This window comes from Microvirga aerophila, assembly GCF_003332305.1.
Taxonomy (GTDB): Bacteria; Pseudomonadota; Alphaproteobacteria; order Rhizobiales; family Beijerinckiaceae; genus Microvirga; species Microvirga aerophila.
In genome coordinates this window covers 17,042-38,076 of the sequence record NZ_QOIO01000021.1, presented here as the reverse complement: position 1 = coordinate 38,076, position 21,035 = coordinate 17,042, and the positions used below count along the sequence as shown (strand labels likewise).

The 21,035-nt window shown below is 65.0% G+C and carries 21 protein-coding genes; 13 read left to right on the top strand and 8 right to left on the bottom strand.

From position 1 onward, the window contains the following. Nucleotides 1-34: 34 nt before the first annotated feature. A complete protein-coding gene (locus DRB19_RS12985) occupies nt 35-2,785 on the bottom strand; it encodes a [protein-PII] uridylyltransferase (protein WP_114186458.1) in 2,751 nt (916 codons plus the stop codon). 262 nt (nt 2,786-3,047) lie between these two features. Between DRB19_RS12985 and DRB19_RS12980 the strand changes: the two genes are divergently transcribed. Genes DRB19_RS12980 through DRB19_RS12965 form a run of 4 tightly spaced genes read left to right on the top strand, consistent with a single transcriptional unit; the run spans nt 3,048 to nt 6,212 of the window. Continuing rightward, nucleotides 3,048-4,016, top strand: a complete 969-nt coding sequence (locus tag DRB19_RS12980) for an aliphatic sulfonate ABC transporter substrate-binding protein (RefSeq protein WP_114186457.1) — start codon at nt 3,048-3,050, stop codon at nt 4,014-4,016. Nucleotides 4,017-4,040: 24 nt separating this feature from the next. Continuing rightward, nucleotides 4,041-4,895, top strand: coding sequence for an ABC transporter permease (locus tag DRB19_RS12975; protein ID WP_114186456.1), 855 nt, complete (start codon nt 4,041-4,043; stop codon nt 4,893-4,895). Continuing rightward, the gene (locus DRB19_RS12970) at nt 4,895-5,683 is read left to right on the top strand and encodes an ABC transporter ATP-binding protein (RefSeq protein WP_114186455.1); all 789 of its coding nucleotides are present in this window, start codon (nt 4,895-4,897) and stop codon (nt 5,681-5,683) included. Before DRB19_RS12975 ends, DRB19_RS12970 begins: the two co-directional genes overlap by 1 nt. 19 nt (nt 5,684-5,702) lie before the next feature. Beyond that, nucleotides 5,703-6,212 (top strand): OsmC family protein, encoded by a 510-nt coding sequence (locus tag DRB19_RS12965; RefSeq protein WP_114186454.1) that lies wholly within the window; start codon nt 5,703-5,705, stop codon nt 6,210-6,212. A gap of 9 nt (nt 6,213-6,221) precedes the next feature. Here DRB19_RS12965 and DRB19_RS12960 read toward each other — a convergent pair whose 3' ends face one another. After that, nucleotides 6,222-7,517, bottom strand: a complete 1,296-nt coding sequence (locus DRB19_RS12960; RefSeq protein WP_114186453.1) for a penicillin-binding protein activator — start codon at nt 7,515-7,517, stop codon at nt 6,222-6,224. Nucleotides 7,518-7,644: 127 nt separating this feature from the next. Between DRB19_RS12960 and rsmI the strand changes: the two genes are divergently transcribed. Continuing rightward, the gene (gene rsmI / locus DRB19_RS12955) at nt 7,645-8,583 is read left to right on the top strand and encodes a 16S rRNA (cytidine(1402)-2'-O)-methyltransferase (RefSeq protein ID WP_114186452.1); all 939 of its coding nucleotides are present in this window, start codon (nt 7,645-7,647) and stop codon (nt 8,581-8,583) included. After that, nucleotides 8,580-8,957 (top strand): YraN family protein, encoded by a 378-nt coding sequence (locus DRB19_RS12950; RefSeq protein WP_114186451.1) that lies wholly within the window; start codon nt 8,580-8,582, stop codon nt 8,955-8,957. Before rsmI ends, DRB19_RS12950 begins: the two co-directional genes overlap by 4 nt. Nucleotides 8,958-9,037: 80 nt before the next feature. Here the strand turns inward: DRB19_RS12950 and DRB19_RS12945 are convergent, their stop codons facing one another. After that, complete coding sequence (locus tag DRB19_RS12945) at nt 9,038-9,910, bottom strand: LysR substrate-binding domain-containing protein (protein ID WP_114186450.1); 873 nt, start codon at nt 9,908-9,910, stop codon at nt 9,038-9,040. Nucleotides 9,911-10,153: 243 nt separating this feature from the next. Here DRB19_RS12945 and DRB19_RS12940 point away from each other — a divergent pair, with 243 nt between their 5' ends. After that, nucleotides 10,154-10,456 carry a DUF1127 domain-containing protein gene (locus DRB19_RS12940; protein ID WP_114186449.1) on the top strand — a complete coding sequence of 101 codons (303 nt, stop codon included), beginning with the start codon at nt 10,154-10,156 and terminating at the stop codon, nt 10,454-10,456. 17 nt (nt 10,457-10,473) lie between these two features. Here DRB19_RS12940 and DRB19_RS12935 read toward each other — a convergent pair whose 3' ends face one another. After that, a complete protein-coding gene (locus DRB19_RS12935; RefSeq protein ID WP_114186448.1) occupies nt 10,474-11,343 on the bottom strand; it encodes a lipid kinase in 870 nt (289 codons plus the stop codon). Between the two features lie 161 nt (nt 11,344-11,504). On the opposite strand from DRB19_RS12935, the gene gshB reads away from it, so the two are divergent. Together gshB and DRB19_RS12925 are read left to right on the top strand one after the other, a co-directional pair. Further along, nucleotides 11,505-12,449: a glutathione synthase gene (gene gshB / locus DRB19_RS12930; RefSeq protein ID WP_114186447.1), complete on the top strand. Its 945-nt coding sequence runs from the start codon at nt 11,505-11,507 to the stop codon at nt 12,447-12,449. Nucleotides 12,450-12,458: 9 nt separating this feature from the next. Next, complete coding sequence (locus tag DRB19_RS12925; protein WP_373867353.1) at nt 12,459-13,313, top strand: isocitrate lyase/PEP mutase family protein; 855 nt, start codon at nt 12,459-12,461, stop codon at nt 13,311-13,313. Between the two features lie 34 nt (nt 13,314-13,347). Here DRB19_RS12925 and hemW read toward each other — a convergent pair whose 3' ends face one another. Next, entirely contained in the window at nt 13,348-14,508 is a 1,161-nt protein-coding gene (gene hemW, locus DRB19_RS12920) for a radical SAM family heme chaperone HemW (protein ID WP_114186445.1), read from the bottom strand. A gap of 381 nt (nt 14,509-14,889) precedes the next feature. Between hemW and DRB19_RS12915 the strand changes: the two genes are divergently transcribed. Then, a complete protein-coding gene (locus DRB19_RS12915) occupies nt 14,890-15,540 on the top strand; it encodes a TetR/AcrR family transcriptional regulator (protein ID WP_114186444.1) in 651 nt (216 codons plus the stop codon). Nucleotides 15,541-15,641: 101 nt separating this feature from the next. After that, nucleotides 15,642-16,124, top strand: a complete 483-nt coding sequence (locus DRB19_RS12910; protein ID WP_114186443.1) for a DUF2852 domain-containing protein — start codon at nt 15,642-15,644, stop codon at nt 16,122-16,124. Nucleotides 16,125-16,172: 48 nt separating this feature from the next. Here the strand turns inward: DRB19_RS12910 and rdgB are convergent, their stop codons facing one another. Both rdgB and rph read right to left on the bottom strand, forming a co-directional pair. Beyond that, nucleotides 16,173-16,817, bottom strand: a complete 645-nt coding sequence (gene rdgB / locus DRB19_RS12905) for an RdgB/HAM1 family non-canonical purine NTP pyrophosphatase (protein ID WP_114186442.1) — start codon at nt 16,815-16,817, stop codon at nt 16,173-16,175. A gap of 2 nt (nt 16,818-16,819) precedes the next feature. After that, nucleotides 16,820-17,533 (bottom strand): ribonuclease PH, encoded by a 714-nt coding sequence (gene rph, locus DRB19_RS12900; protein WP_114186441.1) that lies wholly within the window; start codon nt 17,531-17,533, stop codon nt 16,820-16,822. A gap of 153 nt (nt 17,534-17,686) precedes the next feature. On the opposite strand from rph, the gene hrcA reads away from it, so the two are divergent. Then, entirely contained in the window at nt 17,687-18,778 is a 1,092-nt protein-coding gene (gene hrcA, locus DRB19_RS12895; RefSeq protein ID WP_114186440.1) for a heat-inducible transcriptional repressor HrcA, read from the top strand. 140 nt (nt 18,779-18,918) lie between these two features. Beyond that, entirely contained in the window at nt 18,919-20,724 is a 1,806-nt protein-coding gene (gene lepA, locus DRB19_RS12890; RefSeq protein ID WP_114186439.1) for a translation elongation factor 4, read from the top strand. 55 nt (nt 20,725-20,779) lie between these two features. Here the strand turns inward: lepA and DRB19_RS12885 are convergent, their stop codons facing one another. Next, nucleotides 20,780-21,028, bottom strand: coding sequence for a DUF6894 family protein (locus tag DRB19_RS12885; protein WP_114186438.1), 249 nt, complete (start codon nt 21,026-21,028; stop codon nt 20,780-20,782). Between the last annotated feature and the right edge of the window lie 7 nt (nt 21,029-21,035).

The following is a 21,035-nucleotide window of genomic DNA, read 5'->3' as shown; positions in this document are numbered from 1 at the left end:
GTCGGCCCACATATCAGGTCGCAGGCGGCACAAATCAAGCGCTACGGCGCTGGGACGAGGCGCTTTCCTCTGTGTTGAACACTTCGAGCAGGGTCCGCCGGATGCTCGCCTGGCGGCCCGCATGGGTCACTTTCGTGCCCGTGAGGTCCGTCACGTAGAAAACGTCCACGGCTTTCTCGCCAAAGGTCACGATATGGGCTGAGGCGATGTTGAGGTTGAGCTTGCCGAGCGCCGTCGTGAGATCATAGAGCAGGCCCGGCCGGTCGAGGCCCGATACCTCGATGACCGTCTGGCGGTTCGACAGGGAGTTGTCGATCGTCACCTCGGGCGGCACGTGGAAGGCCTTCGTCCGCTCCTTGACCGGCCGTTTGCCATTCACGAGATCGGCGATCTTCACCTCGCCCTTGAGCGCGCGCTCGATGCCTTTCGCGACTCGCTCGGCCCGGCGCAATTCGTCTTCGTCCCGGTCGAAGGCGCGCGAGAGCACGATGGTGTCCAGCGCCATGCCGTCCGTGGTGGTGAAGATCTGCGCATCGACGATGTTGCCGCCAGCCGCCGCGCAGGCCCCCGTGATGATGGCGAGCAGCCGCGGATGGTCCGGGGACAGGATCGTCAGCTCCGTCACGCCGCGGAACTCGTCCGTTTCATGGCAGGTGGACACCGTCCGACCGGCCTTCTCGGCATTCTTCACGAAGCGGGCCTGCTTGGCCCGGCGGGTTTCGTCGGTCTTGAGCCAATAGGCCGGGCTGTGCCGGGCCGCATAGGCGTCGAACATCTCCTGCGACCAGTCCGGCAGCTCGGCCCGCAGCTGGTCCTGCGCCAGACGCACGCGCTCGGAGCGGGCCATGTCGCTCACGCCGCCGCCGAGCAGAACCTCGGTCTCGTGATAGAGGTTGCGCAGAAGCTGTCCCTTCCAGCCTGTCCAGACCCCCGGCCCCACGGCCTTGATGTCGGCGATGGTCAGGACAAGGAGGAGCTTGAGACGCTCCATGGTCTGGACGACCTCGGCGAAGCTCTTGATGGTGGCAGGGTCCGACAGGTCGCGACTTTGCGCCGTGTTCGACATCAGGAGGTGATGCTCCACGAGCCAGGCCACCGTATGGGTCTCGGCCTCGCTCAGGCCGAAGCGCGGGCCTAGCTTGCGGGCGATGACGGTGCCGGCCTCCGAGTGGTCCTGCGGACGGCCTTTGGCGATGTCGTGGAGAAAGACCGCTACGTAAAGGGCGCGGCGGTTGCGGATGGTGCCGAAGATCTGGTTCGCAAGCGGGTGCTCGTTGCCCAGATGCCCGGCCTCGATTTCCGTCAGCACGCCGATGGAGCGGATCAGGTGCTCGTCCACGGTGTAGTGGTGATACATGTTGAACTGCATCATCGCCACGATGCGGCCGAATTCCGGAATGAAACGACCGAGCACGCCGGCTTCGTTCATGCGCCGGAGCACCACCTCCGGCACGTTCTTCGACGTGAGGATGTCGAGGAACAGCCTGTTGGCCTCCGGATCGTGGCGCAGGCTGGGGCCGATCAGCGAGAGGGAGCGGGTTGCGAGCCGCGTCGCGTCGGGGTGGATCGGAAGGTTGTGCCGATCCGCCAGCCAGAACAACCGGATCAGGTTCACCGGATCCCGCTCGAACGCGGTCTCGGACCTGACGTTGATGCGGTCGTTGTCGATGAGGAAATCGTCGTCGGCCAACGTTCCGCCCCGACGGCGCCGGAAGCGGCCGAGCATGCGGTCGAGCACGGGCCTGCGCTTGGCCTGTCGCGCCTCGAGTTCCGCGCACACGATGGCCGTGAGATCCCCCACATCCTTGGTGATCAGGAAGTAGGACTTCATGAAGCGTTCGACCCCGGACAATCCCCCGCGGGCCGTGGACCCGATGCGTTCGGCAATGATCCGCTGGACGTCGAAGGTCAGCCGCTCCTCGGCGCGTCCTGTCGCGAAATGCAGATGGCAGCGCACGCGCCAGAGGAATTCCTCGCAGCGGGCGAACAGCCTGAACTCCTCAGGCGTGAACAGCCCCGCCTTCACCAGCTCCTCCGGCTCGCGCACCCGATAGACGTATTTGGCGATCCAGAAGAGGGTGTTGAGGTCGCGCAGGCCCCCTTTGCCATCCTTGACGTTCGGCTCGACGAGGTAGCGCGATGCGCCCGCCTTGGCCACGCGCGCATCGCGCTCCTTGAGTTTCGCGTCGACGAAATCCGCCGCCGTGGAGGCGACGATCTCCCGGTCGAAGCGCTCGATCAGGGTGTCGTAGAGCGCCCGGTCGCCGAAAAGAAAGCGCGCCTCGAGGAGCGAGGTCCGGATCGTCATGTCGGCGGCGCCCTCGCGCAGGCACTCGTCCACGGATCGGGTGGCGTGGCCCACTTTCAGCTTCAGGTCCCACAGCACGTAGAGCATGGCCTCGACCACGCTCTCGCTCCAGGCGGTCTGCTTGTAGGGCAGCAGGAACAGGAGGTCGACATCCGAGCCCGGCGCCAGCGTCCCGCGCCCATAGCCGCCGGTCGCCACCACCGCGAGACGCTCCCCCGTGGAGGGATTGTCCGCCGGATAGAGATGGCGCACCACCGCATCGTGGACCGTGCGAACCAGAGCATCCATCTGGTCGGAAAGATACCGCACGCAGGCCAGCCCATTCTGCTTTTCGAGAAGCTGCGCCTCGGCTGCGGCCTTGCCCTCGTCCAGGGCGGCCTTGAGGCCGGGCACCAGCCGGGACCGGAGGGTGGCCGCGTCGTCCAGCGGCTGCTCGCCCAGATGTTGCAGGATTCTTGCGAAAGGATCGTTCGACATGCCGGACCGTGTTCAAGGTTCCGTTTCGCTTAACACTTTGCGGAGGTCTCGCCCATCGTTGAGTTCCGGAACCGTGGTCGCATCCGGTCGTTGTTCTTTATACGCTACGACGTTTGACAAAAGAAACGATTGGTTCTACATAAAGGACACGCGCCGATTTGAGCATGCAGCTTGCGGGCGCGAAACAAGTGCAGCTAAAGCGCCGGGCGCTCAAGACCTCACGGTCGAGGGTTCCTATGCGCCAAACATAGGACCCAAGGATATGAGACTGACCCGCCGCTTCCTTCTCACCGCCTCCCTCGCCACCGGCATCGCGTCCTTCGCCACCGCAGCTTCGGCTCAGGTGAAGGAAATCCGCATCGATTACGCCACCTACAACCCGGTCAGCCTCGTCCTCAAGGACAAGGGCTTCCTGGAAAAGGAATTGGCCAAGGACGGCATCACGGTTCGCTGGGTGCAATCGCTGGGCTCCAACAAGGCGCTTGAATTCCTGAATGCGGGCTCGATCGATTTCGGCTCCACGGCCGGCGCCGCCGCGCTGATCGGCAAGATCAACGGCAACCCGATCAAGTCGATCTACGTGTATTCCCGTCCTGAATGGACCGCCCTCGTGACCCGCAAGGACACCGGCATCACCAAGGTCGAGGACCTGAAGGGCAAGCGCGTCGCCGTCACCCGCGGCACAGATCCGCACATCTTCCTCGTCCGCTCCCTGCAGGACGCCAAGCTCACCGAGAAGGACGTGAAGCTCGTACTGCTCCAGCATCCGGATGGGCGCACGGCTCTCGAGCGTGGCGACGTGGACGCCTGGGCCGGCCTCGATCCGCTGATGGCCGCGGCGGAAGTGGAGAGCGGCGCGACGCTCTTCCACCGCAACGCGGCCGCCAACACCTGGGGCGTGCTGAACGTCACCGAGACCTTCGCCAAGGAGAACCCTGCGCTCGTCTCGCGGGTGCTCAAGGCTTACGAGGAAGCCCGCGCTTATTCGCTCGCCAATCGCGACGAGCTGAAAAAGACCCTCGTGTCCTACACCAAGCTGCCCGAGACGGTCATCGAGCGTCAGCTCGAGCGCACGGAACTGACCCATTCGACCATCGGTCAGCCGCAGGTGGACACGGTCCTGGCCGCAGGCCTCGCCCTGCAGCAGGCGGGCGTCATCAATGCCGGCACGGACGTGAAGGCCGCCGTCGATTCGCTTATCGACCGCAGCTTCGCGACCGCTGCCCGCTAACCTACTTCATCACGGGAGAGCGCCGTGACAGGCCAAGCCGAAAGCCAAGCCTGGTCCTCCCATGAGGGTGCCGCCGCTCTCGCGGCCCCTGTCCTTGCCGAGAAGCGTCGCGCCTTCGACTGGCGCGTCCTTCTCGGCTTTTTTCTTCCCATCCTCATCGCGCTTCTCTGGGAAGCAGCCGTGACTTTCGGCGTCGCCCAGGGCCGCCTCGTTCCGCCGCCGAGCCGCATCCTGGCAACCCTCGCGGCACTCTCGGAAACCGGCGAATTGTGGACCCACGTGTGGGCGACCCTCTGGCGCATTCTCGCGGGCTTCGCCATCGGGGCCGCGGCCGGGATCGTGCTCGGCGCACTGTCCGGCGCCAATGAAACCATCCGCCGCCTGCTCGATCCAACCCTTCAGGCGCTTCGCGCCATTCCGTCCATCGCCTGGGTGCCGCTCTTCATCCTGTGGCTCGGCATCTTCGAGGCATCGAAAGTCGCGTTGATCGCCGTGGGCGTGTTCTTCCCGGTCTATCTCGGCATCGCGGGCGCGATTCTCTCCGTCGACCGCAAGCTTGTAGAAGTGGGTCACGTGTTCCGACTCTCCCGCACCAAGCTCGCTCGGCGCATCCTGCTTCCGGCGGTTCTGCCCGAAGCCCTCATCGCGCTGCGCTCAGGGCTAGGCCTCGGCTTCATGTTCGTGGTGGCGGCCGAGTTCATGGGCGCGTCGGAAGGCCTAGGCTACCTCTTGGTCGACGGTCAGCAGATGGGCAAGCCCGATCAGATCCTCGCGGCCATCATCGCCTTCGCGCTCCTCGGCAAGATCGCCGACAGCATTCTGGTCTATTCCACCAAGCCGCTCGTGCGCTGGCAGGACACCGTGCGGGAGCGCCTGTGATGCTAAGCCTCGAACACCTCTCCAAGACCTATGCCGACGGCACCCGCGCGCTGTCCGACATCAACCTCATGGTCCATGAGGCGGAGATCGTCGGGCTGATCGGCGGTTCCGGCTGCGGCAAGACCACGTTGCTTCGCCTCATCGCCGGTCTCGACCGGGCGAGCGCCGGAGCCATCCGGCTCGACGGCGAGACCATCGACGGACCGAACCCGGCGGTTGGAATCGTGTTCCAGGAGCCGCGCCTCCTGCCGTGGCTGTCGGTCTTCGACAACATCGCGTTCGGTCTCGACAACGTGAGCAGCGCCGAGCGCAAGGCCCGGGTCGGGCATGCGCTGGAGAAGATCGGCCTCGCCGAGCATGCGAAACGCTGGCCGCGCGATCTTTCAGGCGGGCAGCAGCAGCGCGTGGCGATTGCCCGCGCGTTCGTCACCAACCCGAAGGTTCTGCTTCTCGACGAGCCGTTCTCGGCCCTCGACGCGTTCACACGCGCCAGCCTTCACGAGCACCTGCTGGGCCTGTGGGAAGAGACGCGCCCCACCGTCGTTCTCGTCACGCACGACGTGCAGGAGGCCGTGACCCTGGCCGACCGGGCGATCGTCATGCAGCCGAAGCCTGGACGCATCTTCGACGAACTGGGCCTTGGGCTTGCCCGGCCTCGCGACAAGGCGGGACTGCCTTTCGAAACATCCGTCCGTCGTGTACTGACAGCCCTGGACCAATCGCTCAACACGCCGCAAAAGCAGCCCCAGCGCGAGCGCGACCGTCAGGCCGCCGCGCTCTGGTGGTGAAACGAGAAGGACAACGCCCATGGACTCGACTGCTCTGCGCGCCCTGCAGGCGCCGCTGAAGGATCAGTACCGCGCCGATCCGGATGCCGCCGTCATCACGCTCAAAGCCCAAGGCACGCTGGACGACCAGCACATCGCCTGCAAGGTCGAGACCGGCCGCGCTCTGGCGGTGGCGGGCCTTCATCCGGCCACCGGCGGTTCGGGCGTGGAACTCTGCTCGGGCGACATGCTGCTCGAAGCGCTCGTTGCCTGCGCGGGCGTGACCCTGAAAGCGGTTGCGACCGCGCTCGAGATCAACCTGCGCCACGGGGCTGTGAAGGCCGAGGGCGACCTGGATTTTCGCGGCACGCTCGGCGTCGACAAGGGCGCTCCGGTCGGGTTCAAGGACATTCGCTTGAGCTTCGAGGTCGACACCGATGCGCCCCAGGAGAAGATCGACCAGCTTCTCAAGCTGACCGAACGCTACTGCGTGGTGTTCCAGTCGCTCAACAACCGGCCGAACCTGAGCGCCACCGTCACCCGCCGCTGAAGCTTGCGGCTAGTTTCCGACAACGAGAGTTCGCGGCGCGGCGCTGACCGTCACGGCAGCCCCGTCGCGGATTTCCTGAATGGCGAGGGATCGATCATTCGTCCCATCGGGCTTGAACCGGAACACCCCGTCCGCCCCGGCGAATCCCGCAGGGTTCGTCAACACGCCGTCGCTGAAGACTTGGCCGCGTTGCACCCGGTTGAGAGCCACAGCCAACGTCACCGCATCGTAGGACAGGGTCGCAAGACGGATCGGATCCGTGTTGAAGCGCGCTCTGTAGCGGCCCGCGAAGGCCTCGAAGCCGCGGTTGTCGGGCGCGGCGAACCAGCCGCCTTGGAGCGCCGGCAGCCCGAAGACCCGCGCCTCGTTCCACACGCCCGTGCCGAGCGGCTTGACCTGTTCAGGATTGAGCCCCGCCACTTGAAGCGCCTGGGCGAGGGCCGGCAATCCATCGCCGTTCTCGGGCATGAACAGGGCATCGGCCTGAGGCGCAGGGCCCGCGATCACGCGCGAAAGGCGCTGCACGGCTTCCTGCGTACGACCGACTGGGTAGCGCTCGACGGCGACGATGCGCACGCCCCTGCGCGCCGCCGCCTGTTGCAGGGTCGCCTCCGCGACGCGGCCATAGGTTGTCTCAGGGATGAGCGCCGCCATGGACCGGCGTCCTTGCTGAGCTGCGTAGGAGACGATCCGCTCCACCTCGGCCTGCACGAGGAAGCTCAACAGGTACACGCCTTGCGTGGCCGCGCTCGCGTCCGTCGAAAAGGCAATCACCGGTTTGCCAGCCTGGCGCGCCACTTGGCCCGCAGCCTGAACCGAGCCTGCGAAAAGCGGCCCGATGATGAGTTCGGCCCCCTCGGCCAGGGCTTGGCTCGCGGCCTCGCGCGCGCCGTCCGGCGTTCCGCGGTCGTCCTTCACCAGGATCGTGAGCTCCTTTCCCTGAGCCTCCGAGAGGGCGAGATCCGCCGCGTTGCGCATGCTCTGGGCGGCGATCGCGCCCTGCCCGGGCCCGGTCAGGGGCAGGATCAGGGCGACCCGCACGGGCCCGTTGCCGATGGTCCCGCCGCCGGGCCGCGTCGGCCCAGGCTCGGGAAGCGGCTGGGCCTCCATCGTCGGACGAGCGTCATCCTGGGCGTAGGCGGGCTCCGGCGGGGGCGCCGCGGGGGCGGAGGCTCTGCCGATATTGCGCGGAGGAGTCAGGCTTCCCGATCCCACGCAGCCAGCCAGGACAAGCGAGCCTGCGACAAGCGCCGTGATGGCCTTGCGCCTGGCGCGTCCAACCCGTTTCAGACCAAAGCGCGCCATCTTCCGACCCCCCAAGGGAAGCAGCTCACACCAGAACTGACCAATCTTGGCCGGAAAAAGTAAACATTGTTTCCATGATCAACGCCCGCTTCCTCGGAAGCCGGCCTTTATGCGACACTCGAACCCAATGACACAGAGAATCGACAACCGGACCAAGCGGCGCGAGCCGTCGGACAGGATCAGCACCTTCACGGCCTTTGGGCTGGCCGCCGAGGCCGAGCCCTTGCGTCCCGGTCTCTACGTGGTGGCGACCCCGATCGGAAACCTCAAGGACGTGTCCTTCCGGGCGCTGAGCGTGCTCGCGGCGGCGGACGCGGTTCTGGCCGAGGATACGCGCGTCACCAAGACTCTCCTGGCCCATTACGGCATCTCGACGCCGCTCGTGGCTTATCACGAGCACTCGAACGACGCCGTGCGCGAGCGCATGGTGCATCGCATCCGGGAGGGTCAGGCCTTGGCCCTGGTGTCGGACGCCGGCACGCCTCTGGTGTCCGATCCAGGATACAGGCTCGTACAGGCCGCCATCGAGGAGGGCCTGCCCGTAACGCCGATTCCCGGCGCGTCCGCAGCGCTGACGGCGCTTGTGGTGTCGGGCCTGCCGACCGACCGGTTCTTCTTCGAAGGCTTTCTGCCGCCGAGGAGCGCCGCAAGGCGCACAAGGCTGTCCGAGATCGCGTCGATCCCCGGCACGCTCATGCTGTTCGAAGGTCCGCACCGCCTGCCCGAGATGCTGGCCGACGCCGCGGCGGTTCTCGGCGAGCGACCGGCCGTCGTGGCCAGGGAACTCACCAAGCTGTTCGAGACGGTCCGCCGCGGCACCTTGCCGGAGCTTGCCGCCATGTTCGCCCAGGAAGGCCCGCCCAAGGGCGAGATCGTCGTCCTCATCGGCGAAGCCACGAAGGCCATGCAGGCGGCTGAAGTCGTTGCGAACCTGGACGAGAGGATCGAGGCCGCCTTGAAGAACCACTCCATTAAGGACGCCGCCGCCATCGTGGCCGCGGAACTGAACGTGCCGAAGCGCGAGGTCTATGCCCGCGCGCTCGTCCTGGCCAAGAAGGACCCATGAACAGCGCCCCTGAGCGCCGCCGGACAACCTATCTGCGCGGCCACAGGGCCGAGCGGATCGCGCTCCTGTTTCTCCTGCTCAAGGGCTATCGCCCCCTCGCCCGCCGTTATGCGGCTGCGGGCGGCGAGATCGACCTCATCGTCATGCGCGGCGACACCGTCGCGTTCGTGGAGGTCAAGGCGCGGGGCCTCATGGGCGACGCGCTCTCGGCTATCACGGCCACCAAGCGCCGCCGCTTCTCCCGCGCCGCGCGGGCATGGCTGTCACGCCAGCCCTGGGCGGCCGGCAAGACATGGCGCGCCGACGCGGTCTTCGTCGCGCCGCGACGGTGGCCGCGGCATCTCAAGGCGGCGTTCGAGCTTGAGATGAGCTGACGCCGAAGCGCAAAGCGTCTCGAACGAAACGCATTCCCCTCCCCGCAAGGGGAGGGAATAGGCATCCTCGCCTCACTTTCTCACGCCACCATCCGGCGCTGTTCGCCGAGCGCTTGGCGGATGTGGCGAGCCAGTTCCTGGGCGATGTGATTGCCGCCGTTCTTGGGCAGGTAAAGATTGACCATGAACGGAGGAAGCAACGGCAGGCCGGAATCCTTGCCGAGAACCTCAAGTCCGCTGGGCACTGTTGATGCCAGCACGGCCATCACGGCAATGTCCGCCGCAGCCGTCGCGACCTGCGCATCGTTGTTGGTTATCTCGGTGGTGGAGCGCCACTCGATGCCGGCCTTGTGCAGCACGTCGCGGATCGGTGCCCGGAAGGCGCAGTCGCTGCAGCCGATCGAGACAGGAAGAGGTCGCTGCCGGTAGGCCTCGCCGCCCCGCGCGCCTGCCCAAACGAGCTTGTCGACGATCAGGTTCTCCCCATCGGGACCACATTCCAGTTCCGTGGTCAGCGTCAGGTCGATTTTGCCGGAATGAAGCAGGTCGAGGAGTTCAAAGCTCGACGTGCACCGCAGGGAGACCTGCACCTTGGGGTAGGTCTGCGCAAAACCTTTCAGGAACGTCGGCAGATATGCGTTGACGATGTCGCTGGGGATGCCGAGCCGCACCTCGCCCTCGTAGACCGGAGTGGTCATCTCGGTCCAGATATCGTCGTTGAGAGCAAGCAGGCGCTTGGCGCGCCCGAACAACCTCTCGCCGGCGCTCGTCAGCTTCATCCCGCGCCGTTCCCGGGTAATCAGCTCCTGGCCGACCATTTCCTCAAGGCGCTTGATCTGCTGGCTGACGGCCGCCTGGGTCAGGTTGAGGACCCCTGTCGCGGCGGTCATTCCGCCTGCATCGACGACGGCCACGAAGGCCCTCAAAAGACTGACGTCGAGATTGTGGGGCACGGCGCGGCTCCATAACGGTTCATTATCGTCAATATAATGAACATTCGTTTCACTTATACAAGGCCGTATCCTAGATTTCTCTCATGGCCGCTGGACATGTCCTCCAAAGGGACACAGCAGCGGCAAAACGGCCCTGAACTTCGACGCTTCGACCTGAAGCCCCCACGCCGGACACCATTCCGGCGAAGGACGGCGCTCGCCTGAAAGCCCCGAACCTTCAAGGTCCAACCGCTGGAGTGAACCATGTCTTTGACGATGAATTGCGAAGCAGCCACCTCCCCGCTGACATCCACGACCATCACCAAGCGCCCCTCTCTTCTCACCCGTTTCTTCGCGGCCGTGGCGCAGGAAATTCGGATTCGGCGCGACATGCGCACGCTGTCGGGCTTCGACGACGCTATGCTTCACGATATCGGCTTGGGCCGGAGCGGGCTTGAGGACGCCATCCGTCACGGCCGCTGGAAACAGGATGCAGCAGCCTCCAACGTCCCGACGGACCTTAGGGGCACCACCGTCATGCCGCTCTCCCTGACGGAATGGCGATAAGGGAAGCCCAACGCCCGCTACGGAGTAAAGACCGTGACGGCGCAGGGTTTGATCGTGAAATGGGCCGGCGTCTGCGTGGCGATCTCGCCGTCAGCATTGATCGGGCGCGGGCGCCGGGTGCGGATGTCGAATTCCTTGGCCTTGATGGCGCGAACCTCGCTCCACGCCCCATGCCGCCCATACCGGAAGGACCGCGCCATGAGGGCGAGCTTCCAGGCGCGCTCGAGTTCGAGGCTGTAGAGATCGAGATGCTGATCGTCGATGGCGGCATCCTGTTCCACCGCGTTGCCGCCGCCGTAGAACACCCCGTTGCCAACGGCGATCTGCAAGGTCCTGACCCGCACGGTCTCCGTTTCGGTCGTGATAATTGCCCTGAAGGGGCGCGCTTGCAGGAGCACTTTCAGGGCCACGAGGGCATATCCCAACCGTCCGTAGCGGCGCTTGATGTCCCGTGTCAGCTTCTGGGCAAGTTCAGCCGAGAGGCCGAGGCTCGCCACGTTGAAGAACGGCTCCCCGTTGACGAGGCCGAGGTCGATCCTGCGCGTCTTGCCCGCCGCAATAATGTCCGCAGCCCCATCGAGATCGGGCGGAATCTCCAGGGTTCGGGCGAGGTCGTTGGCCGTTCCCAGCGGCAGGATGCCGAGTGGCAGATCGGCCTCGATGACCCCGAGCGCCGCTGCATTGATCGTGCCGTCGCCGCCGCCCACGACCACGCAATCGACCTGGCCTTTATGCCGGACAATGAGGGGCGACATGTCCTCGCGGCGCTTGCATTCCACATGCACGGGCTCGATGTCGTGAGCCCGCAGGCTTTCGATCGCCGTCTTGCATTGGGTTTCGCCGCTGCGGCTCTTGTTGTTCACGATAAGAAGGGCGCGGCGGGTCATGGCCTATCAGATGCAGGAGTTGGAGCGCGGGGGCAAGGGACTTGAAGGAAAGCGTAGCAGGAAACAACGTCCGGGCGCTGTTTTCGTTCACTCGGCCCGACAGAACAGTTGCCATCGGGCGATTTCAGGCCAATAACCCCGCTTCCCATGGAGGCTGACGCATGACCCTGACCGTTGCGGTCCAGATGGACCACGTTCAAAGCATCAAGATCGCCGGCGATACTGGCTTTGCGATGCTGCTTGAGGCGCAGCGCCGGGGACATCGCGTTCTGCATTACACACCCGACCGTCTCAGCATGCGCGACGGGATCGTGACCGCCATGGCGGAGACCATCGAGGTGCGCGACCAAGAGGGCGACCATTTCACCTTGAGCGAGCCGCAGCGCGTCGATCTCTCGACAGTGGACGTGGTGCTCATGCGCCAGGATCCTCCCTTCGATCTCGCCTACATCACCGCCACCCACATGCTCGAGCGCATCCATCCCAAGACGCTTGTGGTCAACGATCCTTCTCATGTGCGCAACGCCCCGGAAAAGCTCTTCGTCACGCACTTTCCGCACCTGATGCCCACCACCCTGATTTCCCGCGACAAGCAGGAAATCGAGGAGTTCCGGCGCGAGCACGGGGACGTGGTCATGAAGCCGCTCTACGGCCATGGCGGCGCGAGCGTGTTCAAGATCGGCCGGGAAGACCCGAATTTCGGCTCGCTCTATGATCTCTTCGCGAACCTGTTCCGCGAGCCATGGGTGATCCAGCGCTTTCTCCCCAAGGTGACCGAAGGCGACAAGCGCATCATTCTCATCGACGGCGAGGCGGCAGGCGCGGTCAACCGCGTGCCGGCCGCCAACGACATCCGGTCCAACATGGTGCGCGGCGGCGCCGCGAAACCGACCGATCTCACGCCCCGTGAGCGCGAGATCTGCGAGACCATCGGCCTGCACCTCAAGCAGATGGGCCTTATACTCGTGGGCATCGACGTGATCGACGGCAATCTCACGGAGATCAACGTCACGGCCCCCACGGGCATTCGCGCCATCAAGCGCCTCGGCGGGCCGAACCTTGCCGTCAATGTGTGGGACGTGATCGAGTCGAAGGTGGCGCGGTAGGATCTGGGCATCATGGATCAGTCCGAAAAGGCTGCACATTTCGAAGCTCTTCACGAGCGGCCTGGCACATTCGTCATTCCCAACCCCTGGGATGCCGGGAGCGCCCGGGTCCTCTCGTCCATGGGCTTCGAGGCGCTGGCGACCACAAGCGCCGGACTCGCATTCTCGCTGGGTCGACGGGATGCCGAAGGGGCGTTGACCCGTGACGACATTCTGACAAACGCCAAAGCCATCGTGGACGCGACGGACCTGCCCGTGTCGGCCGATCTGGAGAATGGCTTCGGGCAATCCCCGGACGAGGTTGCCGAAACGATCCGAAGGGCGGCATCGGTGGGACTTGTCGGCGGGTCCATCGAGGATGCGACGGGATCCCCGGACAAGCCGATTTACGATTTAAGCCACGCCGTGGAGCGCATCACGGCCGCCGCCGAGGCGGCCCGCGAGTTCCCGTTTCGGTTCATGGTCGTGGCACGATGCGAGAATTTCAGCGTCAAACGCGACGATCTGGAAGACACGATCCGTCGTTTGCAGGCCTTCGAACGGGCCGGAGCCGATGTGCTCTACGCCCCAGCCCTACCCGATCTGGATGCGATCCGAACGGTTTGTGCCTCCGTCGGCAAGCCCGTCAATGTTGTCATGGGGTTCGGGGGCGGATTGTATCCTGTCCAAACCCTTGCTGAGGCAGGCGTCAAGCGGATCAGCATCGGCGGCTCGTTTGCGAGAGCTGCCCTAGCGGGCCTGGCTCGCGCGGCTCGGGAGGTTCGAGACCACGGGACATTCACCTACGTAGAAGAAGCAATGCCGTTCAGCGAAGCCAACGGCTATATGGCTCCCGTCTCGCGCAAATCCGAATCAGACAGTTGATCGGCCCCCGCTTGGCCCATCCCGCCAAGGGGGCTTAAGCCGCCAGTTCGGCGATCACCGCATTGAGCACGGGAAAGCCCTCCCGCGTGACGGCGAGGCGTGATCCCGTCCGCCGGATCATGCCGCTGTCTTCCAGGTTCCGGACGCGCCGCTCGTTGAGCGTGCGGCCCGTGAAGGCCGTATAGCGGCCGGGGTCGATGCCCTCCTTGAGACGAAGGCCCATGAGCAGGAATTCGTCGCCCTCGGCCTCGGAGGTCAAAACCTCCTCGTCGATCACGCCGTGACCCTCGCGTTCCACGTGCTCGAGCCACGTCTCAGGATGCCTTTCCGTCGAGGTCGCGAGGCGCGCGTTGCCGGTCACGAGACGACTATGGGCGCCGGGGCCGATGCCCGCATATTCGCCGTAGCGCCAGTAGACGAGGTTGTGTCGGGATTCCGCCCCGGGCCTTGCATGGTTGGAGATCTCGTAGGCCGGCATCCCGTGCGCATCGCAGACCTCCTGGGTGATGTCGTAGAGCACGCGACCGGCCTCGTCGTCAGGCACAGTGAGCTTGCCCGCCTGGTGCAGGCGCTCGAACCAGGTGCCGGGTTCGATGGTGAGCTGGTAGAGCGACAGGTGCTCGACCGCATGATCGATCGCCTGCTTGAGCTCAGCGCGCCATGCCTCGGGAGTCTGATCAGGGCGGGCATAGATGAGGTCGAAGGAATAGCGCTCGAAGATGGAGCCTGCCACCTTCACGGCCGCCAGGGCCTCCTCGACGGAGTGCATGCGACCGAGGCGGCGCAGGTCCGGGTCGTTCAGAGCCTGAACGCCCATGGAGACCCGATTGACGCCGGCTGCCCGGTAGCCCCGGAAGCGCTCCGCCTCGACGCTGGTCGGATTGGCCTCAAGCGTGATCTCGGCACCGGGGGCGACCGCCCAGGCCTTGCCGATGGAATCGAGGATGGCGCCGACCGTTTCCGGCCGCATGAGCGAGGGCGTGCCGCCGCCGAAGAAGATGCTGGTGACGGTGCGGCCCGGGATGCGCGCAGCCGTATGGGCGATCTCCCGGGCGAAGGCCGCCAGAAAGCGCTCCTGGTCCACCGGCTGGTGGCGCACATGACTGTTGAAGTCGCAATAGGGACATTTGGAGGCGCAGAAGGGCCAATGCACATAAACGCCAAAGCCCGCATCGCGCGTCGGATGCTCGATCATGGGCGGTATATGGCAGCTCTGGCCAGAAACGTCACCCTCATGCGGGTTGCAAAGTCAAAGTGCTTTGCTGAATGAGTGAAGCGCGAGGCGACTACAGCCTCACCTCTCCCTCCAGGGAGAGGTCGAGCGAAAGCGAGGGTGAGGGGTTATGCCCTCTCCGGATAACCCACGCCCCTCACCCGGACCTCACGGTCCGACCTCTCTCCACGGGAGAGGTGAAAGATACGCCTCGCCGGACCAGCCCTGCTACTCCGCCCGTCACTCTGGTTACCCGATTTCTGAACATCTTTCGCCGCTGGCTGTTCATGATCTGAAGGCTCGCTGCTGGCCTCCCGAGGGCGGGCGGTCTAGAGTTGGGCTCAAGCAAGGACATACACCGTTATGCGTCACTGGCGTGCCCCGTTCGACCGGCAGGGCTATCACCACGGCAACCTCAAGGAAGCCCTCATCGAGGCCGCGCAGCGCTTCATTGCCGAGCGGGGCCTGGGCGGCTTCACGCTGGCCGACGCGGCCAAGCTCGTGGGCGTGACTCCAGCGGCCCTATACCGTCATTTCCGGGGGCGTGAGGCTTTGGTGGCCGAGGTGGCCTTTCGGGGCTTCACCCAGCTGACGGAGCGGCTTGGCCGCGCCCTCAAGAGCGACGGTACGCCGCTCGAGCGCTTCACCCGGATGGGCGAGGCTTACCTGGCCTTCGCCGAGCAGGAGCCGGGTTTTTACGCCGCCATGTTCTCGGCAAAGCCCGCGGACGGTGAAGCCTGCGCTGCGGATTCCAAGGGCGAGAAGCCCTTCCCGGCGGGCGATAATGCGTTCGATTTTCTGGTTCATGCCCTGTCCGACACGTTTCCCGAGGGCTTTAAAGGCGTCGATGCCCGCTTCATCGCCATCGAGGTCTGGGCCCTCTCCCATGGCATCGCCACCCTGGACGCCGCCGGGCAGCTCCCCAAAGGGCCAAGCATGCCGGACAAGTACGAGCTGCTCAGAGCCGGTGTGCTCGCCCTTGTGCACGGGGCCCTCCGGCGCTCCCAGACGTAGCCCGCAAAATGACAACGAAATAACCGCCCCGCCTCCCCTTGAAAGCGCCAAAATCGATCCGCATGTTAATGTTGTTAGCATTAACATACAGGACCCCTTCGATGTCTGACTCTGCTTCCACCGCCTGGAATACGGGCCCTCACGCGGGGCCTTGGAATGCCGGTGCTCAGCGCCGCTGCGGGCGACGGCCCCGCCGGGGGCTGGAAATCGCCGGCATCGTTCTGGGCTTCATCTGGTTCTGGCCGCTCGCGCTGGCCTACTTGGTTTGGAAACTCATGGGATATCCAAAATTCGACGAGGCGAAGTCCTACCTTCGCGACAACTTCAGCCGCACCGTGGATGATATGTTCGGATCGCGGGGTCCTGCCGGCGGGTTCGGAGCCGGCGGCACCGGCAACGCCGCCTTCGAGGAATACCGTCGCAACGAACTGCGCCGCCTCGAGGAAGAGCGCCGCAAGCTCGACGAGGAGGCGCGCGCCTTCCGGGATTTCGTCGAGGAGCTGAAGCGGGCCAAGGACCGCGAGGAATTCGACGCCTTCATGGCCAAGCGCCGCTCGGACCCGAACAGCCCGACGAACAGCTAAAGGCCCCTAGGGTTCAAGCGAAGCGCCCCGCGGGGCGCTTCGTGCTTTCTAGGCCCGGCGCAAGCACCCGGCTGCAAGGCTCAGGAAGGCCCTGGCCCGATGCGACAGCGCCTTGGGCTCTGGCTTCGACCAGTCGATGCCGTGTTTCTCTTCTCGGGACAGCTCCCCGAAGGTCCTGTCGAACCCGTCCGGCTGGAACATGGGATCGTAGCCGAAGCCTTCCGTTCCCCGCGGCGGCCAGACCACCTGGCCGAAGACCCGGCCCTCAAACAGCTCCTCGTGCCCGTCCGGCCAGGCGATCACCAGCGCCGAGACGAAATGGGCCTTGCGGTTGCCGTTCTCAGCGATACCGCGCTTCTGCAGCTCGCGCTCGACGCGCCCCATGGCGGCCGGAAAGTCCTTGGCAGGGCCCGCCCAATCCGCCGTGAACAGACCCGGCGCCCCGTCCAGGGCGTCGACGCACAGGCCGGAATCGTCGGAGAGCGCCGGCAGGCCCGTGGTCCTGGCGGCCGCATGGGCCTTGATGGCGGCGTTCTCGGCAAACATGTGGCCGGTTTCGGCGGGCTCCGGCAACCCCAACTCGCCGGCCGACACGGCCTCTACTCCGAAAGGCCCGAGAAGCTCCTGCATCTCGCGCAGCTTTCCCGCATTATGGGTCGCGATGACGACCTTTCCGGTCAGGGGACGACGCATGGTCACGCCACGGCCTTCTTCTGCAGGTCCACGAGCTGGGTGACGCCGGCCTTTGCCAGGCGCAGGAGGCTCAGGAACTCGTCCTCCGAGAAAGGCTTGCCCTCCGCGGTGCCCTGAACCTCGACGATGCCGCCGGAGCCGGTGATGACGAAATTGGCGTCGGTCTCGGCGGCCGAATCCTCCGCATAATCGAGATCGAGCACCGGCTGGCCCTGATAAATACCGCAGGAGATCGCCGCTACCGGCTCGCGCAGGGGATTGATCGATATGATCGAACGGTTCTGCATCCAGGTGAAGCACTCGTGCAAGGCCACCCAGGCGCCTGTGATCGAGGCGGTACGGGTTCCGCCATCGGCCTGGATCACGTCGCAATCGACAACGATCTGGCGCTCGCCGATCGCCGGCAGATTGACCACGGCCCGGAGCGACCGGCCGATGAGGCGCTGGATCTCCTGCGTGCGGCCCGAGGGCTTGCCGGAATTGACCTCGCGGCGGGTGCGCTCGTGGGTGGCCCGGGGCAGCATGGAATATTCCGCCGTCACCCAGCCCTTGCCCGTCCCGCGCAGCCACGGCGGCCCTTTTTCCTCCAGGGAGGCGGTGCAGAGCACCCGCGTGTTGCCGAAGGACACCATGCAGGAGCCTTCCGCATAGCGCGCGACGCTGCGCTCCAGCGTCACGGGGCGCAACTCGTCAGGGGCGCGGTTGGAAGGACGCATGGCAAACTCTCCTGAAGGCAGACGTCATTGAAATGAGGAGCCCCTTATAAAGACGCCATGGGATGCGGCAAGCACGGGCTTGCTTAAAGCGTCCGGGACCAGCACATAATGACGATACGCATGGTTGAGCCGAGAGGATCGAAGAACCACCGAATGCATGTACCGGGTTCACCCTCCAGCCTGTCCGAGATCCGCGCGATCGCGGAGCTGAATGATCGTTCGCGGGAGATTTTCCGCCAGATCGTCGAAAGCTACCTCATGACCGGCGAACCCGTGGGGTCGCGCAACCTGTCGCGCATCCTGCCCATGGCGCTCTCGCCTGCCTCGATCCGGAACGTCATGGCGGATCTCGAGGCCGCCGGGCTCATCTTCGCCCCCCATACCAGCGCCGGTCGCCTGCCCACCGAAGTGGGCCTGCGCTTCTTCGTCGACGCCATGATGGAAATCGGCGACGTCACGTCCGAGGAGCGTAACCGCATCGAGGCGCAGATGAAGGCCGCGGCCTCCGGCCACACCCTTGAGACGGCGCTCACCGAAGCCTCGGCGCTCCTGTCGGGCGTGTCGCGCGGCGCCGGCGTGGTCGTGACCTCCAAGTCCAATGCGCGCCTCAAGCACATCGAATTCGTGCGCCTCGACCCGGCCCGAGCCCTGGTGGTGCTGGTGTCGGAAGACGGATCGGTGGAAAATCGCCTTCTCGACCTGCCGCCCGGCCTGCCGGCCAGCGCCCTCATTGAAGCCGGGAATTTCCTCAACGCCCGCATCCAGGGCAAGACCCTGGGCGACGTCCGGAGGGAGGTCGAAAGCCGCCGCGGCGACATGGAAAAGGAACTCGACACGCTCACCGCGCGGCTGGTGGAAGCGGGTCTTGCGACCACGGTCGGCCCTGCCGAGTCGCGCCAGCTGATCGTGCGCGGACAGGCGAATCTGCTCGACGACTTGAAGGCGGTCGAAGACCTTGAGCGCATCCGCCTGCTGTTCTCGGATCTCGAAACCCAAACCGACGTGATCGACCTGCTGAGCCGCGCCGAAGGTGGCGAAGGCGTGCGCATCTTCATCGGATCGGAAAACAAGCTGTTTTCCCTCTCCGGCTCCTCCATGATCGCCGCCCCCTTCCGTGACGGAAATCAAAAGATCGTCGGCGTTCTTGGCGTCATCGGCCCTACACGGCTCAACTACGCGCGCATCGTGCCGATGGTGGATTACACCGCGAAGGTGATCTCGCGAATCTTGGAGAAGGGTCGCTAGGAGGAAAGTCGCGCAATCCGCGCACCTCGTTCGAGTCCATGAGGGTATCGGGGCACGCGACACCGCCTTCCCTTGGCTTTAGTGGGCCGGGCTGCTATTGCCCGCCCAACAGGGTTTCATACCCGCCCGAGTTTTTACCGATGACCGCGCATACTTTCGACAACATCCGCAACTTCTCCATCGTGGCCCATATCGACCACGGGAAGTCGACGCTCGCCGACCGCCTGATCCAGACCACCGGCGCACTCTCGGCCCGCGAGATGACCGAGCAGGTGCTCGACAACATGGATATCGAGCGCGAGCGCGGCATCACCATCAAGGCCCAAACGGTGCGCCTGGAATACAAGGCCCAGGACGGCAAGACCTACATCCTGAACCTGATGGACACCCCCGGCCACGTGGACTTCGCTTACGAGGTCTCCCGGTCGCTCGCCGCCTGCGAGGGCTCGCTTCTGGTGGTCGACGCCTCCCAAGGCGTGGAGGCGCAGACGCTCGCCAACGTGTACCAGGCCATCGACGCCAACCACGAGATCGTGCCGGTCCTCAACAAGATCGACCTGCCGGCCGCCGACCCGGACCGGATCAAGGAGCAGATCGAGGAGGTGATCGGCATCGACGCCTCCGACGCGGTGCCGATCTCGGCCAAGACCGGCCTCAACATCGAGGGCGTGCTGGAGGCCATCGTCCGGAAGCTGCCGCCGCCCAAGGGTGACGAGAAGGCTCCGCTCAAGGCTCTGCTGGTCGATTCCTGGTACGACGCCTATCTCGGCGTCGTGGTGCTCGTGCGCATCATCGACGGCGTGATGAAAAAGGGCCAGACCATCAAGATGATGGGCACCGGCGCCGTCTATGGCCTCGACCGGGTGGGCGTGTTCTCTCCCAAGATGCAGGAAATGGCGCAGCTCGGCCCCGGTGAGGTCGGCTTCTTCACGGCCTCCATCAAGGAAGTGGCCGATACCCGCGTGGGCGACACCATCACGGATGACCGCAAGCCCACGACGGAAGCGCTTCCGGGTTTCAAGCCCGTGCAGCCGGTGGTGTTCTGCGGACTATTCCCGGTTGACGCGGCGGAGTTCGAGAATCTGCGCGCCGCCATGGGCAGGCTTCGCCTGAACGACGCCAGCTTCTCATACGAGATGGAGACGTCCGCGGCGCTCGGCTTCGGCTTCCGCTGCGGTTTCCTTGGATTGCTTCATCTTGAGATCATTCAGGAGCGCCTGGAGCGCGAGTTCAACCTCGACCTCATCTCCACCGCGCCGAGCGTGGTCTATCACCTGAAGCTGCGCGACGGCTCGACCATCGAACTGCACAATCCGGCCGACATGCCGGACGTGATGAAGATCGAGACCATCGAGGAGCCGTGGATCCGCGCCACCATCCTGACGCCGGACGAATACCTCGGTTCCGTCCTCAAGCTCTGCCAGGAGCGGCGTGGCATCCAGATCGACCTGAACTATGTCGGCAAGCGCGCCATGGTGGTCTACGACCTGCCGCTGAACGAAGTGGTGTTCGACTTCTATGACCGCCTGAAGTCGATCTCGAAGGGCTACGCATCCTTCGACTACCACATCTCCGACTATCGCGAGGGCGACCTCGTGAAGATGTCGGTGCTGGTCAATGCCGAGCCTGTGGACGCGCTCTCCATGCTGGTCCACCGTGATCGGGCCGAGGGCCGTGGCCGCGCCATGTGCGAGAAGCTCAAGGAGCTGATCCCGCCGCACATGTTCCAAATTCCGGTGCAGGCGGCCATTGGCGGTAAGATCATCGCCCGCGAAACCATCCGGGCGCTGCGCAAGGACGTGACAGCCAAGTGCTACGGCGGCGACGCCTCCCGCAAACGTAAGCTTCTCGACAAGCAGAAGGAAGGCAAGAAGCGGATGCGCCAGTTCGGCAAGGTCGACATTCCGCAGGAAGCCTTCATCGCAGCCCTGAAGATGGATTCCTGACCGGCGTTGAGGCCGGTTCGAACGGAAGCGCCGTGAGGATTTTCCGCCTCACGGCTTACTGTAAGGTCGTGTTCTCGTTCGCGATGACCTGCTGGATCGAGACGGTGTGCAGGATCTGCCCGGCCGCATCGGTCATGTTGAGGGTCCAGTTGCTCCAGTCGATCCCTGCCGCACCCGCCTCACTGGAGATCTCCTGGATCGCTTGCCAGGTCTCTGCTTGCGCGGCGTCGAGGCTCGAGACCTCGACTCCTATGTCGTCCTGCAAGAACTGCTCACCATCGGAAAGATTGAAATAGCAACGCATGAATTGC

What these genes read in the sequence shown, in the direction of transcription:
- DRB19_RS12985 (WP_114186458.1), bottom strand. Translation starts at nt 2,785, where the DNA reads ATGTCGAACGATCCTTTCGCAAGAATCCTGCAACATCTGGGCGAGCAG.
- DRB19_RS12980 (WP_114186457.1), top strand. Translation starts at nt 3,048, where the DNA reads ATGAGACTGACCCGCCGCTTCCTTCTCACCGCCTCCCTCGCCACCGGC.
- DRB19_RS12970 (WP_114186455.1), top strand. Translation starts at nt 4,895, where the DNA reads ATGCTAAGCCTCGAACACCTCTCCAAGACCTATGCCGACGGCACCCGC.
- DRB19_RS12965 (WP_114186454.1), top strand. Translation starts at nt 5,703, where the DNA reads ATGGACTCGACTGCTCTGCGCGCCCTGCAGGCGCCGCTGAAGGATCAG.
- DRB19_RS12960 (WP_114186453.1), bottom strand. Translation starts at nt 7,517, where the DNA reads ATGGCGCGCTTTGGTCTGAAACGGGTTGGACGCGCCAGGCGCAAGGCC.
- rsmI (WP_114186452.1), top strand. Translation starts at nt 7,645, where the DNA reads ATGACACAGAGAATCGACAACCGGACCAAGCGGCGCGAGCCGTCGGAC.
- DRB19_RS12950 (WP_114186451.1), top strand. Translation starts at nt 8,580, where the DNA reads ATGAACAGCGCCCCTGAGCGCCGCCGGACAACCTATCTGCGCGGCCAC.
- DRB19_RS12940 (WP_114186449.1), top strand. Translation starts at nt 10,154, where the DNA reads ATGTCTTTGACGATGAATTGCGAAGCAGCCACCTCCCCGCTGACATCC.
- DRB19_RS12935 (WP_114186448.1), bottom strand. Translation starts at nt 11,343, where the DNA reads ATGACCCGCCGCGCCCTTCTTATCGTGAACAACAAGAGCCGCAGCGGC.
- gshB (WP_114186447.1), top strand. Translation starts at nt 11,505, where the DNA reads ATGACCCTGACCGTTGCGGTCCAGATGGACCACGTTCAAAGCATCAAG.
- hemW (WP_114186445.1), bottom strand. Translation starts at nt 14,508, where the DNA reads ATGATCGAGCATCCGACGCGCGATGCGGGCTTTGGCGTTTATGTGCAT.
- DRB19_RS12915 (WP_114186444.1), top strand. Translation starts at nt 14,890, where the DNA reads ATGCGTCACTGGCGTGCCCCGTTCGACCGGCAGGGCTATCACCACGGC.
- DRB19_RS12910 (WP_114186443.1), top strand. Translation starts at nt 15,642, where the DNA reads ATGTCTGACTCTGCTTCCACCGCCTGGAATACGGGCCCTCACGCGGGG.
- rdgB (WP_114186442.1), bottom strand. Translation starts at nt 16,817, where the DNA reads ATGCGTCGTCCCCTGACCGGAAAGGTCGTCATCGCGACCCATAATGCG.
- rph (WP_114186441.1), bottom strand. Translation starts at nt 17,533, where the DNA reads ATGCGTCCTTCCAACCGCGCCCCTGACGAGTTGCGCCCCGTGACGCTG.
- hrcA (WP_114186440.1), top strand. Translation starts at nt 17,687, where the DNA reads ATGCATGTACCGGGTTCACCCTCCAGCCTGTCCGAGATCCGCGCGATC.
- lepA (WP_114186439.1), top strand. Translation starts at nt 18,919, where the DNA reads ATGACCGCGCATACTTTCGACAACATCCGCAACTTCTCCATCGTGGCC.
- DRB19_RS12885 (WP_114186438.1), bottom strand. Translation starts at nt 21,028, where the DNA reads ATGCGTTGCTATTTCAATCTTTCCGATGGTGAGCAGTTCTTGCAGGAC.